Raw genomic sequence first — 13,913 nt, 5'->3', positions numbered from 1 at the left:
ACCGACCGAAGCCCAGCCTGTTTCCTATAGATAGGAACAGGAGGGCACGGATGCGCTTCTTAATAATTTCACTGATTTTAATGTCTGCTTCGTTTTCCCAAGCTGAGGTTCAGGGATTCAACGAAATGATCAAGGAAGCCTCAATCAGCGAAAAGATTCTGCGCAAGAGGTTGCTGAGAATTCTGAATAGCTCGGAAGTGGCGATTGCCGCCAATGAACAAGCCCAGGAACAGCTTCAAAAAAGCCCCTCCCAGGACTTTGAAGTGAAACTGGTGCGAGTGAATCAATAAGGCCTCTTTAGTAGATGTCTTTGTAGAAGGTTCGTTCTGGGTTGTTTGATTCTAATTTAATTACTTTGAAATAGATGCGTCCGATTTCGCGGCCGTCGGTGGTTTCTACGCTGATGCGCCAGTCACCGGCGGAATAGTTTTGTTTTGAGGCAAAACCGCGATAGCCGTTTTTACGGCCGCCGGTGATGTTCATCGGGATTTTGTCGGTGGTTTGCCAGCCGCGGACGGGGTCTTTGTAATACCAGTGCAGAATCACCGAGTCGCTGAACCTTGCCGGGGAAAAGATCTCGGCAAAGAAATAAACGGTGTCGCCGGGTTCAGCGTAAAATTCCTGATCTCCTCGGCGCCAGAATCTCCAGGAGGCCTGTTCGTGGGACAGGATGTATTTGCCCTCGGATTTTTCCACGCTGTGATAGATACCCATGTTTTGAATCGACAGCGGCACCGGCGGAATCCACCCCACCAAATAGAACGCCAAAAACAGCACCAGCACCGTGGCTCCGGGAAGCAGCAGGGATTTTTGCAAGGTGCGCTGATCCTGGATCTTTCTTTTCAACAGCAGGAAAGCCCCATAAATGGCAACCCCGGTAAAGGCGATGGACAGCAGGAACGGGAACAGCCCGACAAAGCCCAGGATCACCGGGATCGTCATGGAAAAGAATGAAAACACACAGATGACGTACAGGCCGATCTTGATATTGATTTCACTGCGCTGAACGCGCTTCATTTCATTGGCCACCATAAGCCCCATCAGCAGGGCGACAAAGACCACCGACGAAAACAGAGACGCACTTTTCAGGAAGAACAGCGAATACAAACTGAGCAGGCTTCCCAGCAGGAAATGCACGATCAACTGGCGGTATTCCCAGATTTTGCCCAGGCGGCGGGAGGGCTGGAACAGGCCATGGGTGAACAGGAAGTCGTAATAAAGCACCGACCCCAGAATCAGTAAATAGATGATTTGTTGCGAGATACCCAACAGATCATCTATGGCGGAAAGGGTCAGAATATCGAAAAAGAAGCCGCCCAGAAAGAATGCTATATCAACTTTGGTTTCGTTTTCTTCGTAATATTTTAATAATCGTTCTTTGAGCTCAGTCATCCGTCCAACCTACCACATGACAGTGCCTTAATGAAGGCATGTTAATTTGTCTCAAGAAAAGTTCTGCACTATCCCTTATGTTCTTCACAACAAGGAGTTCTTTATAATGAAAACATGGATTGTGCTGTCCATTTTGGGTTCTATTGTCTTTTCTTCCGCCGCTTTTGCCGCAGAAAGCCGCCATTTCACGAAAGTTGATGCTGAAAGGGCTGTGGTCAAAATCGTTACCGATGAAGGGCAGGGAATTCAGGCGGCCATGTTTGTCGACGGTGAAGAAAATGAAAAGTTCATGAAAATGCTTTTGGATGATCCAAACACCCGTTTGGCCAGCTTGCGGGATGAACTGGAAAAAGAAAACTGTGACCCTTCGGCACCACGTTTTGACAGTTGGATTGAGGACTGTGGTTCCGTAGAGTTCACCGACCCGGTCCAGACGTCTTTTGCCCGTGGAGGCTGGATGAGTGCCGGAGCTCAGTACACTTACTTTGTGGGTTTCCGTCATGCCGGCACCGGGCACATCTTTGAAGCCACTTACATGGTAGTGATTCAAGAGGAAGTAAATGCTGAAATGAATCAGCAAAATGGCACTCCAAGCGTTCTGAAAAAGGACCTGTCCCTGGTTCGCATCGTGCGCATGCCAGGTCAGATCCGTATTCTTCCTATCCGCTAGTTTTTCTCTGCGGCGGCAGGTGTGAATTTAGTATTCAATGAATTGTTGAGTGGCGCTGGTTGGGTACGAGGACACCTGACCAATGTTCCATAGTTGGGCCAGATCACCGACTGTAAGGGTGGAGCCAGAAAGAGTTACCAGGTCATAGAACACAGTTCCCGCTGGCGCAAACTCTGGGAAGGCAAAGTCGGGACTTGAATCAGAGCACGACAGACCAGTTACCGTGTTAGTGTCAGTCGCATTTGTATCCACGACCAGATCAGGGCCGCCCGTGCAGGTTGCGTCGTTAAAGTTTCCGGCCCAAGTCGTTCCGCCGGCGGAGGTGCCTGCAAAGGTCGTCAGTACAGAACCTGCGGTAGTGTAAATGATCTGAGTGGCGCCGGATTCCTGAACTTCACCGATTTCGAAGGTCCCTGCCTGACTCATAGTAAAGACGTTATCCCCACCAAAGGCGCAGGTCGTGCCCGTGAAGAACAACGTCGTAATTGCATAAGTGCCATCAGACTGGAAAGTAAGGCCGCGCATATAAGACATGCCATTTACTGCTGACCCATAGGTGCTGCCGCTCACCGCTGTGCATGAGCCCCAGCGTGTGCCTTCCAATTGGGCCACAGTCACCTCGCCGGTGCTGGGTGTTTCTTCTTCTTTTTTGGCGCAACCAAAGAAAAGGGAGGTTAGAGCGATTGCGATGACTGCTTTATGATTCCACGTGCCGTTTGAGAATTTCATTTCAACTTCCTTATGGTTTAATAGCTACCCCAAATAGGTGACGTCTTATTCTTCGGGAGCTTTTTGAAATTCAATTAGGGGTGTTATCGATAATTCCTGAATGCAATAATCCCGCTTTGTTACACCGATAAAAAAGCCACACCTTCGGAATCATTGAATAGTTCAAAGATTCGTTTACTTGAGGCGGGCGTCTCAGTTTCGACATAAACCAAAGCAACTAGTGTAAGTTCGGCATGTGAGTAAACTCGTGGAACTGTCCCATTTTTACTATTTGTATTAAGCCCTTCAGGTGGGCCAGTTTTTCACCGAAAAAAGAGGGGATCTAAAAACAACTCTTTTTGAGGTTTCAAAAAATATTATGGCAATCAGTTCTTGGTTCAAGGGTATTAAAGGCAAGCTTTTTGTGTGTGCTTTGATTCCGATGGCAGGCTTTGCGCTGCTGGGTTGGGTGGCCTATAAAGATCTGAACATCGCCGGCTCTATGCTGAATGACGCTTATGTTAATGTCATTCCGAACATGAAGGCCGTCGGCGAAATCGAAGGCAGTCGAGCCCGCATTGGGCAGTATCTTTGGGGGGCACTGGCCAACAAAGATGTTCCCAAGCATCGTGACAGTTATGTAGGCAAAGCAAAGACAGCCATTACTGAATATAAGGATGCCATCAAGGCCTATGAAGCGGCCTCGTTCCAGCCCGGTGAAGCCGAGATGTATGAGCCCGCACGTAAAGTCAATGCGGAATATGTTCAGGAAGTCGAAGCACTCATTGCAGCATTGGAAAAACCAGGCGCCGACTTTGATAAGTTGCGTGAGGTTATGACCGAGGGTTCCTACCTGAAGCATTCCACAGTGATTAAAAAAGTCGCTGGCGATGTTGTGGTGATGTATGAAAAGCTTGCCGCTCAAAAAAACACCTTACAGAAAGCTGAAACCCAAAAAGGCCTGATCATGCTGGCGGCCATTGGTGGTGTGGCAGCGGCTTTGGTGTTTGGTCTTTTGATGTTTATCGGTATGTCTTTGAGCCGTACGGTGAACAACACGGTTTCCCGTCTGGCAGGGGCTGGTCATCAGGTGAACGAAGCCATCACACAACTGACCCTGGCCGGTCAGGGGCTGTCTCAGTCCTCCACTTCTGCGGCGGCTTCTTTGGAAGAAACCGTGGCCTCTTTGGAGGAAATGACTTCCATGGTGAAAATGAATTCTGACAATGCCAAACAGGCGGCGACGCTGTCGCAGTCCTCCCGTTCCGCGGCCGAGGACGGTGAACGCGAGATCAAGAATCTGGTTGAATCCATGCGTGATATCTCTCAGTCTTCGAAAAAGATCGAAGAGATCATCAACGTCATCGACGATATCGCCTTCCAGACGAATTTGCTGGCCCTGAATGCGGCGGTGGAAGCCGCCCGTGCCGGCGAGCAGGGGAAAGGCTTCGCAGTTGTTGCCGAAGCGGTTCGTGCCCTGGCACAAAGATCCGCTTCAGCCGCCAAAGACATCACGTCTTTGATTAAAGACTCGGTGGAAAAAATTGAAAATGGGACCCACATTGCGGATAAGTCCGGGGATGTTCTAAATAACATCGTGAATTCCATTAAGAAGGTGGCAGATCTGAATAACGAAATTTCTGCGGCCAGTGCCGAGCAGACCACAGGTATTCAGCAGATCAACAAGGCAATGAATCAACTGGATCAGAGCTCTCAGTCCAATGCGGCTTCCTCTGAAGAGATCGCGGCGACGTCCGAAGAGATTTCCTCCCAGTCCGAGCAAATGCAAATCATGGTGCGTGAGTTAAACAGTTTTGTTACGGGAACCACCGCCGTGGAGGCTCCGGTTGAAGCGCCTGTATCGTCCCGTGTGTCCCCTGCCAAAGCTGCGAAAAAACCAGAAGCGAAGTCTGCCAAGGTTATGAAGTTCACGCCTCCGCCGAAAAAGACTGCGCCTCCGCCAGCAGCGGCAGTGATTCCGTTTGATACGGATGAAGATCCGCGTGCCAAAGTCGGAACGACCGACGGATTCTAAGTTGATCCAGAAAAAGTGTACCGACCGCGGGCCTTTGACGAAAGTCAGAGGCCTTTTGCTTTCATACAGCTGGCTTGTGGACAGACTTTAAGGTGTAAAGGATATAAACAAGGAGTTATTACCCATGAAGACACTGTCTGTGCTTTTAAGTCTGTTATTGGCGGTTCCGGCTTATCCCTGTACGCGCATTCTTTGGGATGGAAAGAATCAGGATGTGATTGTCGGGCGCAATATGGACTGGGCCGAGGACACCGGATCCAATTTGTGGCTACTTCCCAGAGGCATGGAGCGTGAGGGAATGGCCGCGAGCAATTCAGCCAAGTGGACCTCCAAGTATGGCAGCGTGATTCTGTCGATGTACGATGTGGGAACGGCCGACGGACTGAATGAAAAAGGATTGACGGCCAATTTGCTTTACTTGTCTGAAAGTCACTTCGGTTCCCGGGATCAGGCTGTTCCGGGTTTGTCAGTCAGTATGTGGGCGCAGTATTTCCTGGATAACTTCGCTACCGTCGCCGAGGCCATGGCCTCATTGGAAAAGTCTCCGATTCAGGTCCTGAGGGCCAGCGTGCCCACGGCTCAGGGTGTGCGCCAGGGCACGGTGCATTTGGCTTTGTCAGACAAGACGGGTGATTCCGTGGTGATGGAATACATTGATGGCAAAATCAAAATCTATCACGGCAAAGAGTATCGCTTTATGACGAATTCGCCTCCCTTTGATCAGCAACTGAAATCGATGAAGCAGTATCAGGGCTTTGGTGGCAGTAAAAAGCTTCCCGGCACAACCGAGGCGGCGGACCGCTTTGTGCGTGCGGCTTTCTATACCGAACGCCTGCCAGAACCCAAGGACTATCGCGAGGCTGTGGCCGGGGTGTTGAGTGTTTTGCGAAATGTTTCTCAGCCATTCGGGACGCCGGATCCGGCACGGCCGTATATTTCCACCACCCGCTGGCGCACGGTTGCGGATCTGACCCGTGGACTTTATTTTTATGAAAGTACTTTGAGCCCCTATCTGGTTTGGGTGGAAATGCCCAAGCTGGATTTCAAGAAAGGGGCCGCGGTGAAGAAAATCACTCTGGCGAAAAGCTATGATTTGATCGGAAACATCAGCGGGAAATTCAAAACAACGCCGATGTTCCGGTTCTTAAAGCCGGACGCGGAGGGATCTTTAAAAGCCCAGAACTAACTCCATTTTGACTTCGCAAAGCCCCGCTTGTTAGGCTTGTAAGGGCCCAGGGGCTTTCGAGGTTTTTATGAATCTGTTTTTCCGTCTTTTGCATGTTTTGATTTTTTCCCGTTTTCGTTCCCGCGTGGGAATCATGGATGAGTGCGCGACACCTTTTCGTGTGTGGCCCACGGATCTGGATGTTCTTCGTCATATGAACAACGGGGTTTATCTGTCATTGCAGGATCTGGCGCGCACGGATTATATGATCCGCGCTCAGGCTGCCGGAGCAATTTCGGCGCAAGGCTGGTATCCGGTGGTCGCATCAGAAACCATCCGCTTTCGCCGGTCTTTGAAGGTCTTTCAGAAATTCACATTGCACACGCGACTGATCACTTGGGATGACAAGTACCTTTATCTTGAGCATAAGTTTATGAGCCGCGGAGAGCTTATTGCCATTGGCATGATCCGCGCCCGTTTTTTAAGTAAAAAAGGCGGGACAGTTTCTCCGGCAGAATTGATGAAGGCCGTGGGTGAAAATCTGACGGCGCCGGCAATGCCGGAATACCTGCAATCCTGGATCACCGCCGATCAGGGCCAGTCGAAAGCCGCCGGAGTCTGATTCAGAATTTGTATCCCAGAACCACATAGTGACCGAAGCCGGAGGTTTCTCCGGCGATGCCACCATCGACAAACTGACCATAGTCTTTGTAATACTTCAGCCCATAACCCAGTGAATAGTCAGTCTGGTGCCAGTAAAAGCCGTTGTACCATGCGATGGAGCTGGTGGTTCGGCCGGGTTCCTGACCAATTTCATCGGCAGAAAAAATAAAATCCAGATACCCTTGATAAGACAGGAAGCTTTCATTGGCGAAGCGATAAAACGGAGCAAACCAGTTCACTGCCAGAAAGTAACCGTCCCAGGTGTGTTCGTTGATGGCGCCATAGTTTTCCCGCACATAGCGGGCCATCAGATTGGCTCCGAGCTTTCCATTCCAGGGCACTTTGAAGTCGACTCCCAGGCCGATGCATTCCTCAAACAACGCCCGGTCGCCAACGATCAACAGGGTAGCCACATACCATTCCTGAATCGGCCCCCAGGAAAGGTCTTTCTGGGTCATGTGATTGAGTGAAAAGCGCGGGAAGGTTTTTAGAAAAAAATTGTCTGTATTGTGGAAGTCACTGTCTTGGGAATCGATGATATCAAAGACGTCAAAGAACCCGTAAAAGTCCAAAAAACCCGATTTTCCCCCGAACTCCATTTCCAGGTAAGTGTCATCCTGCTGATCAAAAGGATTTTTGTTGTCAAAGCCCTTGTAAAGATTGAATTGCAACCACTGATAGTTGCGGGACTTGTCCGGTTCCTGGGCTTGAGAGGTCGCAGGAAGCAGAGCCGCCAGAGCGAGAAACAGCATCAAAGCCTTGATCATAAATCCTCCTGTCAAAGCAGATAGGAAGGGGCAAAGACCTTCTGCATCCGGCCGGATTTTTCGAGATCGTGGATGGCAGAATTGATTTCCTCTATTTTCAAACTGGATTTTTTGGACAGGGCGCACTTCACATCGACGGGGTCAATTTCCAACGGGGCCTTTTGCAGCCTGGAATCTTTGCTTTTATAGTAGCTGTATTCAAGACTGTTCAAAAGAATCAGCGGCACGCGTTTCACACTGAGCTTTTCCACGTTAGCGGCTCCGGACCCCGCATCCTCGCGTTGCAGGCTTTTGTCTTCAAAGAGGGGTGTCAGCGCGGGATAAACAAAGTTCAGGACGGCACCAATGCGCTTGCCTTTAAGGTCTTCCAGCGTGCGGATTTTGGCCACTTCCGCGTCAGCTTTGTGCCCAACGATATAGTCACTTTGTCGGAAGATCGGGGTGCTCCAGTGATATTGTTTGGCGTACTCGCCAGCCCAGGCTTCAGTGTCATAACAGACCAGCTCAATTTGTCCGGAAGCCAGGCGCGCATCCAGGCGACCACGGGGCAGCAGGACAAAATTGATCGGGCGCTGGATTTTTTTTCCGATGGCCAGGGCGATATCGAAAAAGACTCCGCCGCGCACGATGCCCTCGCTGGACGAGGTCTTGTCGAAGTGGATGAAGGGAGGAGAATCATTGCTGTTCAGACCATAGCTCACCGGTTTGGGAGTGGTCTCTGGATCTGAATAGCGTTTGATAATTTTAGCCAGCACTTGTTTTTCATGCAGGCGATCAATGGCCCGATTGAGTCTGGTCATGGTCAGGGTGGACTTCTTGGACAGCGAGCACTGAATGTCGGTCTTGTCCATGGCAAAAGTGCTTCGCTGCAGTCGCGGGTACTGGCTTTTGTAGTAGATGTATTCAATGTCGCTTAAAAGAATGTAGGGGACCCGACCCGTCAGCAGTTTCTTCACACTGACTTCAATATTCGGACTGTCATTGCGAAGCAGCTCCAAAGTTTTGAATTTTTCCTCAAGATCTGCATAGACGTAGTTTTCCACGGTGCCGATAAGGCCCTTGATTTGATCAGCGGATGAAAAGGGAATCGTCGTCAGTCCGACCAGTACATTCGTGTGGGTGAAAAGAGGCTTGCTCCATAAAGCCCCGTCCGCGAACGGATGCCGCCAGCTAAGACTGTTGTGACATACCAGATCGATCTTGTTGTTAATGATATTGGTGGCTATGCGCTTTCGCGGAAGGCGGGCGATGGAATATTCGCCGCCCAGCTCTTCACCGATGGCGACGGAAACTTCGTAAATCAGCCCCCCGGTGGGGATGGGATTGTTTTGATTTTCAAATTGAAAAAGCAACGGAGGCGCATTGCTGGCGTTAAAGCCAAACTTAATGCCGCCACCGGCCTTAGCGTAGTGACCCTGACAAACAACAAGAAAAACAAGAATCAGGACAAAGCGACACGAATCCATGATCACTAGATAGTGAGTCCGGGCATCTCTTGTCAAAATTATTTCATCGTCTCTGTCACGGGCGGATAGAAATCAACGAAATGCTATCGATGACATACCGATATGTCCACACGGCCTAGGACTTCTCCAGTAACTGTGACGACGTACAGGATCTTTTCATCCGAGGATAACTCTAAAATCAGATCATCGCGCATCAATTCAGATTGTATCATTGTAAGGTGCTCGTTCACGCACATTTCAAAGATACCAGTATCGCCGCCACCCTCTTTCACTCCACGGGCGGACGCGACAGAGGAAAGGCCCATAAGAAACAGAAAACAAACGCTGAAAAATGATTTCATAGAACGTCCTTTTGTTTGGTCATTGGGAAAAAACTGACTTGCAGTTGATAAACTTCTTTGGCCTTGCGGGGCTGGAATTCCCGCGCAAAGGAACGGCGAAACTCGGCAATGCGCTCTATTGCCGGGGCCAGATCCTCGGGATCAAAACACAACGTCGCGGAGGTGTGATTGCGTTGGGCCAAAGGAACTTCCTGCACGGCTTTTTGCGAGAGCTCCAGCAGTTGGATTTGATATTTTCTGGCGGCATCGGATGTTTCAGCGGGACTCAGGTGAGTCAATTCGCCGTTTTCAGAGGCATCAATCCATTTTCCTTTGCTGTTTTTCTTTAAAAGACCCAGGCGCAACAACCGCTCAATCGCAATATTCACCTCAGACTTGGTAATTCCCAGGCGCTGGCTGATCCAGGTGCTGTCAGATTTGAAATCCTCCACATAGGTCAGCTCCAGAATCGCATAGTGGTACCAGTCCGAAATGACGGCGAAGGTGTCCAAAGTCAATTGCTGAAAGCGGGCTTTGGCGTGGGTGTTTTCCGGTGCCGTCTCGGGTGTCGTTGGCAAATGGCGAAGTTGATCAGTGGAAAGTCCCAGAGCCATTCCCAGACGCATTTTCATTTTTTCGGTGATGGGGCGCTTGCCGTTGATCATTTGGGAAAGGGCGGAAGGCTCCACTTGCAAGGATCGCGCAAAAGATCGAAGCGAATAATTGGGATTGGTCCGACAACGGGCAACCAGCTCATCTTGCAGAAGCTGCTTGAAGTTGCGGGCTTGGATTCTTTTGCTTTTAAGTCGGGTCAGTTCCATGGCGAGCACGGTCTTAGCATTGATACCAAGGGAAAAGCCAGACTTATTGACACAATCCGTGTCAGCTTTTGACACATGTAATGAATCCGGGGCGTGTCAGTGTTTGACACACTTTGTGTCAAAGTAACTTGGCTTTTCTTCGGGACCTTTTTAAAAGCGAGGGCAGGAATCAACCAACTAACGAAAGGATTTATAATGAAAACAATGATTTTGGCAGGCGCGATGGTATTGGCGGCTTCTGTGGCTCAGGCTTCTGACGGTCAGGTGGTGTTCCACTGTGAAAGTCTTCCGACCGTGGACTCTGCGTTGACCGTGATGGGGGTGGCCGATGAAATCACGTCTGATGTGGATGTGGTGGTGATGGTTGCCGGGCAGGTGAAGGCGCAGGACCGCGGCGGGCTGATCGAAGGAACGACCCGTTTTGAAGGTCATGTCTTTGATATTGAGTTCGATCACGTAACCCGCATCATCGCAAAACAGGCCAATGATGTTTTGAGCGTGGGGCAGGCTGATTCTTTGATCTGCACTTACCCAACGTTGCCGTAAAAACAAAAAAGGCCGCGGGATTCGCGGCCTTTTTACTGGATCTGATTCCAAGACCTATTTGCAGGTCAAAGTGCCTTTTTCCGTGTTGAAGCCCGGAGTGTTGCTTTCCTGGGACACGTAAGCTTGACCTGCGCCCAACGCGAACTGAACAACAAACTTGTTGCCGCCAGGGATGATTTCCACACACTCATAAACCGGAATGTCAGCAGCATAACCCTGGCAATTCATGTCGATCACGAATTCGCGATAATCAAAAGCCAAAGTTGCCGTGCCTGCTGCCGGCATTTCAAATTCAGCGTAAGTGCCAGAGTTCAAAGTGCCTTCGCATTTAACAGCGTCAGCGAATGCCGGGCCAGCGATCAAAAGAGCAGAAAGGGCGATCAGGTGTTTCATGAAAATCCTCTTTGGTTAAAGTGTGTTTGCACGGACCTTGTAACCTAAAAGCGATCTTTTGAGTGTTTGGATCCCGTTAAGATGCCGGGAAGTGTTCCGGTCTTTTCCGGGAATAAAGAGCCACCCGGAGGTGGCTTTCAGAGTACATCTTTACCATTCCTGGAAGTTCTCGATCTCATTTTCATCACGCAGATGGAATTTGAAATCCGGGCTGACATAGATGCCACTGAAGATGTCGCCGGCGATGCAGTTTTCTTTCAGGTATTCCTCAATCACCTTTTCTTCTTCTTCATAGGGAACGTCACAACTGCCAGTATCGTAAGCGTCATGCTGGATGATGCCCTTGTAGGCGATGAATTCGCCTTTTGCAGAGTAAACCTTGGCCAGGTAACCATAACCCACGCTGGCGTCGCCTTTCAGTTGATAGTCGCCTTCAAGGATGGTGTCGTACCAGATGTTGGATTCATTTTCGGCCGCTTTCATAAGGGCTGCTTGGTCCTGAGAACTCAGATTGCCGAATTCGATTTCTTCCAAAGTCTCTGTGCCGGATTCGATCACAGCATAGAGTTTTTTAAGAAAGGCTTGTTCCGCTTTGGAAGAAGCAAGAGCGTTTACAGAGAAAACAGAAAGCATCAGTGCCAATAGGATTTTCATGGGGACTCCAGTTTGTGTGATGCGCCTGTTTTAGGCCTGACAGTGAATGAAGTAAATTGCATAGAAAGAAAGAATATATGCTTTGAAAGTATAATAAAGCGTTGGAAGGCCTTGCCCGATCAGGCGATAGGACTGTTTTTTTTGTGCAGGAACTGCTGCGGAATGAGACTGAAACAGACGGCATTTTTCCCACGTAAAATTGGTAATGCCTAGTGCTTATTCACTTTGCTCCGGACAAAAGACGAAGAAAGTGTAAATGCCATGAATAACTCGTAGTTTAGGGTCTATTCCCTCAGTTATCTGCCGAAAAGCAGATATCACGAGGTAAACTCTAACTATGGACGTTAAAGCTGCTTACAGACTTGGAGCCTTTTTGGTCGTCACGCTGCCGATGATGGTGGCTTTTCAGAACTGTAGCGCCTTGGATATGGGGGCGGTTCAGTTAAGAACGGGGGCCCCCGTCGTCACTGAAGAAGTGCAGCAGGGGCAAAAGCTGTACGCTGAAAATTGCGCCAGTTGCCATGGTTCAGTCAAGTCGACCGCCAAGCGGGCGCGCACGGCAGAACAGATTTCTATCGCTATCAGAACCGAATCGCAGATGAAAATGATCAGTTTAAGCCAAGGCGAGATTGAGCTGATTGCCAAGGCCCTGTCACCCGAATCCTACAATCCTCCACCGGTGGTTAATGAAGACAACCGCCAGGAATTTGCCTGCACGCCGGGACAACTGCAAAACACCCCGATGGTGAGGCTAACCAAGCGCGAGTATAGAACGGCGCTGATGTCTTTGCTGGATGATTTTGCCACCAGCTTGAAAACTGATGCGACCTTGCTGGCAAAACTGGATGCGATTCCCACGGATGTTGCCACAGAAAATCGTGACACGTTAAAAGAACAATCGCTGTTGATGACCGCGCCGATTTCAAATGGGTTGTTTGAAGCCTCCTTCCGGGCTTCTGAACTTATTGTGGGTGCAACAACGGGATTAAGAAATTATCCCAACACCAGTCAGTGCCTGAATGCAGCAACCATCACGCAAAGCTGTCACCAGCAGTTTGTGCGGGAACTGGGAAGCCGTGCCTTCCGCCGTCCATTGGCGGTAACAGAGGCCAATGAAGTGGCGGCCCGATTCTGGGATTCCTCTATGGCCAAGGCCGATCTGTTGAAGGTGACCTTCACGGGTGTGACAACAATGCCGGACTTTATCTATAAGGTTTATGACAAGGGATCTGCAGTTGTTGGCAGTACGACGGTGCTAAGCCTGTCCGCCCACGAACTGGCAACCAAGATGGCGTTCTTCCTGACCGGGGCACCCCCGGACAGCACGCTGAAAGCTTTGGCTGACAATGGTCAGATTCTGGATGACACCGTTCTTGCACAGCAGGCCGACCGACTGCTGGGGACGGACGGCGCCAAAGACATGATCCGCCGCCTGTTCCGTGAATCCTATGGATACGACGTCTTTGATCGACTGCAGTACGACTCTGGGTTTATTGGGGGTGTTAACACCTCGGGCCTGGCAGAGGTGATGACCTCAGAACTGGATGGTTTTTTTGAAGAGATCGTTTTGAATCGTTCAGGTTCGTTCCTGGATATCATGACTTCCCGATATACCAATGCCACTGACGGGCGCATGGGTGTGATTTACAATGTGAATGCTGTTACCAACACCCTGGCTGAAGACCGCTCTGGATTCCTGAGTCGTGCGGCGATGCTGACGAAACGTTCAGGTTTCACGGCGTCTCCGATCAAGCGGGGATTGAGCATTATTGAACACGTGCTTTGTCAGGACATCGGTCTGCCGCCACCAAGTGCGCCGACTTCGTTGCCGGTTCTGACCGAAGACATGATCACCACGCGCTATCGCACGGCTCATTCCACAGAAGCGTCAGGGACTACCTGCGTGGGGTGCCATTCCCGATTCAACACTTTGGGATACGCTTTCGAGGGCTTTGACAGCTTTGGCCGTTCGCGCACCTCAGAAGCCATTTATAAGAACAATCAGGCCATTGGCTCACTTCCGGTGGACACGTCTTATACGACCAAAGAAATCACCGGAAGCTCCGTTTCCGGAAGTGGAGCCCGCCAGATGTCGGAACAACTGGGGGTGAGTGATCGCGCGATGATGTGCTTTACAAAACATCTGAAGCGCTTTGAGGCCCGCGTGCCGGCAGATGCCAACGCGAACTGCCAGATGAACCGCAGCTTGACCACATTGTACGGTAAGGACGGCACACAGGGTTCTATCAAGGGTGCCATTAAGAGCCTGGTTCTTTCACCTGAATTCAGACGCTGGAAATACTAAGGGGACGT

At 50.2% G+C, this 13,913-nt stretch carries 15 protein-coding genes; 7 read left to right on the top strand and 8 right to left on the bottom strand.

The genetic code is table 11. From position 1 onward, the window contains the following. Positions 1–50: 50 nt before the first annotated feature. A complete protein-coding gene (locus tag B9G79_RS15140; RefSeq protein ID WP_088566236.1) occupies positions 51–290 on the top strand; it encodes a hypothetical protein in 240 nt (79 codons plus the stop codon). Positions 291–297: 7 nt separating this feature from the next. On the opposite strand, the gene B9G79_RS15135 is transcribed toward B9G79_RS15140, so the two are convergent. Then, positions 298–1,392: a DUF2914 domain-containing protein gene (locus B9G79_RS15135; protein WP_088566235.1), complete on the bottom strand. Its 1,095-nt coding sequence runs from the start codon at positions 1,390–1,392 to the stop codon at positions 298–300. A 106-nt stretch (positions 1,393–1,498) separates the two neighbouring features. Here B9G79_RS15135 and B9G79_RS15130 point away from each other — a divergent pair, with 106 nt between their 5' ends. Further along, positions 1,499–2,062, top strand: a complete 564-nt coding sequence (locus tag B9G79_RS15130) for a hypothetical protein (RefSeq protein WP_088566234.1) — start codon at positions 1,499–1,501, stop codon at positions 2,060–2,062. A 27-nt stretch (positions 2,063–2,089) separates the two neighbouring features. Here B9G79_RS15130 and B9G79_RS15125 read toward each other — a convergent pair whose 3' ends face one another. Next, entirely contained in the window at positions 2,090–2,791 is a 702-nt protein-coding gene (locus B9G79_RS15125) for a hypothetical protein (protein ID WP_088566233.1), read from the bottom strand. A gap of 358 nt (positions 2,792–3,149) precedes the next feature. Between B9G79_RS15125 and B9G79_RS15120 the strand changes: the two genes are divergently transcribed. The 3 genes from B9G79_RS15120 to B9G79_RS15110 all read left to right on the top strand — a co-directional run bounded on the left by B9G79_RS15120 (position 3,150) and on the right by B9G79_RS15110 (position 6,592). After that, positions 3,150–4,805 carry a methyl-accepting chemotaxis protein gene (locus B9G79_RS15120; protein WP_088566918.1) on the top strand — a complete coding sequence of 552 codons (1,656 nt, stop codon included), beginning with the start codon at positions 3,150–3,152 and terminating at the stop codon, positions 4,803–4,805. A gap of 124 nt (positions 4,806–4,929) precedes the next feature. Then, positions 4,930–5,991, top strand: a complete 1,062-nt coding sequence (locus tag B9G79_RS15115) for a linear amide C-N hydrolase (protein ID WP_088566232.1) — start codon at positions 4,930–4,932, stop codon at positions 5,989–5,991. Between the two features lie 67 nt (positions 5,992–6,058). Then, complete coding sequence (locus tag B9G79_RS15110; protein ID WP_088566231.1) at positions 6,059–6,592, top strand: acyl-CoA thioesterase; 534 nt, start codon at positions 6,059–6,061, stop codon at positions 6,590–6,592. 1 nt (position 6,593) lies between these two features. On the opposite strand, the gene B9G79_RS15105 is transcribed toward B9G79_RS15110, so the two are convergent. Genes B9G79_RS15105 through B9G79_RS15090 form a run of 4 tightly spaced genes read right to left on the bottom strand, consistent with a single transcriptional unit; the run spans position 6,594 to position 10,007 of the window. Then, on the bottom strand, positions 6,594–7,400 hold the full coding sequence (locus B9G79_RS15105; RefSeq protein ID WP_088566230.1) for a nucleoside-specific channel-forming Tsx family protein: 807 nt from the start codon (positions 7,398–7,400) through the stop codon (positions 6,594–6,596). Between the two features lie 11 nt (positions 7,401–7,411). After that, positions 7,412–8,902: a substrate-binding periplasmic protein gene (locus B9G79_RS15100; protein WP_232468756.1), complete on the bottom strand. Its 1,491-nt coding sequence runs from the start codon at positions 8,900–8,902 to the stop codon at positions 7,412–7,414. 47 nt (positions 8,903–8,949) lie between these two features. Then, positions 8,950–9,207 carry a hypothetical protein gene (locus B9G79_RS15095; RefSeq protein WP_088566228.1) on the bottom strand — a complete coding sequence of 86 codons (258 nt, stop codon included), beginning with the start codon at positions 9,205–9,207 and terminating at the stop codon, positions 8,950–8,952. Next, entirely contained in the window at positions 9,204–10,007 is an 804-nt protein-coding gene (locus tag B9G79_RS15090) for a TIGR02147 family protein (protein ID WP_157678795.1), read from the bottom strand. The genes B9G79_RS15095 and B9G79_RS15090 overlap by 4 nt, the downstream gene beginning before the upstream one ends. Before the next feature lie 195 nt (positions 10,008–10,202). Between B9G79_RS15090 and B9G79_RS15085 the strand changes: the two genes are divergently transcribed. Next, positions 10,203–10,553, top strand: a complete 351-nt coding sequence (locus tag B9G79_RS15085) for a hypothetical protein (RefSeq protein WP_088566226.1) — start codon at positions 10,203–10,205, stop codon at positions 10,551–10,553. 54 nt (positions 10,554–10,607) lie between these two features. On the opposite strand, the gene B9G79_RS15080 is transcribed toward B9G79_RS15085, so the two are convergent. Together B9G79_RS15080 and B9G79_RS15075 are read right to left on the bottom strand one after the other, a co-directional pair. Further along, entirely contained in the window at positions 10,608–10,946 is a 339-nt protein-coding gene (locus B9G79_RS15080) for a hypothetical protein (protein WP_088566225.1), read from the bottom strand. Positions 10,947–11,096: 150 nt separating this feature from the next. Beyond that, entirely contained in the window at positions 11,097–11,600 is a 504-nt protein-coding gene (locus B9G79_RS15075) for a hypothetical protein (RefSeq protein ID WP_232468754.1), read from the bottom strand. 337 nt (positions 11,601–11,937) lie between these two features. On the opposite strand from B9G79_RS15075, the gene B9G79_RS15070 reads away from it, so the two are divergent. Then, positions 11,938–13,905, top strand: a complete 1,968-nt coding sequence (locus B9G79_RS15070; RefSeq protein ID WP_088566224.1) for a DUF1588 domain-containing protein — start codon at positions 11,938–11,940, stop codon at positions 13,903–13,905. The last annotated feature ends 8 nt before the right edge of the window (positions 13,906–13,913 follow it).

This window comes from Bdellovibrio bacteriovorus (assembly GCF_002208115.1).
In the GTDB taxonomy this organism is placed as follows: domain Bacteria; phylum Bdellovibrionota; class Bdellovibrionia; order Bdellovibrionales; family Bdellovibrionaceae; genus Bdellovibrio; species Bdellovibrio bacteriovorus_C.
The sequence above is the reverse complement of the archived record's forward strand: the minus strand, read 5'-3'. Positions and strand labels throughout refer to the sequence as shown.

Excerpts from the sequence above, each read along its gene's own strand:
- B9G79_RS15140 (WP_088566236.1), top strand. The coding sequence starts at position 51 with ATGCGCTTCTTAATAATTTCACTGATTTTAATGTCTGCTTCGTTTTCC.
- B9G79_RS15135 (WP_088566235.1), bottom strand. The coding sequence starts at position 1,392 with ATGACTGAGCTCAAAGAACGATTATTAAAATATTACGAAGAAAACGAA.
- B9G79_RS15130 (WP_088566234.1), top strand. The coding sequence starts at position 1,499 with ATGAAAACATGGATTGTGCTGTCCATTTTGGGTTCTATTGTCTTTTCT.
- B9G79_RS15125 (WP_088566233.1), bottom strand. The coding sequence starts at position 2,791 with ATGAAATTCTCAAACGGCACGTGGAATCATAAAGCAGTCATCGCAATC.
- B9G79_RS15120 (WP_088566918.1), top strand. The coding sequence starts at position 3,150 with ATGGCAATCAGTTCTTGGTTCAAGGGTATTAAAGGCAAGCTTTTTGTG.
- B9G79_RS15115 (WP_088566232.1), top strand. The coding sequence starts at position 4,930 with ATGAAGACACTGTCTGTGCTTTTAAGTCTGTTATTGGCGGTTCCGGCT.
- B9G79_RS15110 (WP_088566231.1), top strand. The coding sequence starts at position 6,059 with ATGAATCTGTTTTTCCGTCTTTTGCATGTTTTGATTTTTTCCCGTTTT.
- B9G79_RS15105 (WP_088566230.1), bottom strand. The coding sequence starts at position 7,400 with ATGATCAAGGCTTTGATGCTGTTTCTCGCTCTGGCGGCTCTGCTTCCT.
- B9G79_RS15095 (WP_088566228.1), bottom strand. The coding sequence starts at position 9,207 with ATGAAATCATTTTTCAGCGTTTGTTTTCTGTTTCTTATGGGCCTTTCC.
- B9G79_RS15090 (WP_157678795.1), bottom strand. The coding sequence starts at position 10,007 with ATGGAACTGACCCGACTTAAAAGCAAAAGAATCCAAGCCCGCAACTTC.
- B9G79_RS15085 (WP_088566226.1), top strand. The coding sequence starts at position 10,203 with ATGAAAACAATGATTTTGGCAGGCGCGATGGTATTGGCGGCTTCTGTG.
- B9G79_RS15080 (WP_088566225.1), bottom strand. The coding sequence starts at position 10,946 with ATGAAACACCTGATCGCCCTTTCTGCTCTTTTGATCGCTGGCCCGGCA.
- B9G79_RS15075 (WP_232468754.1), bottom strand. The coding sequence starts at position 11,600 with ATGAAAATCCTATTGGCACTGATGCTTTCTGTTTTCTCTGTAAACGCT.
- B9G79_RS15070 (WP_088566224.1), top strand. The coding sequence starts at position 11,938 with ATGGACGTTAAAGCTGCTTACAGACTTGGAGCCTTTTTGGTCGTCACG.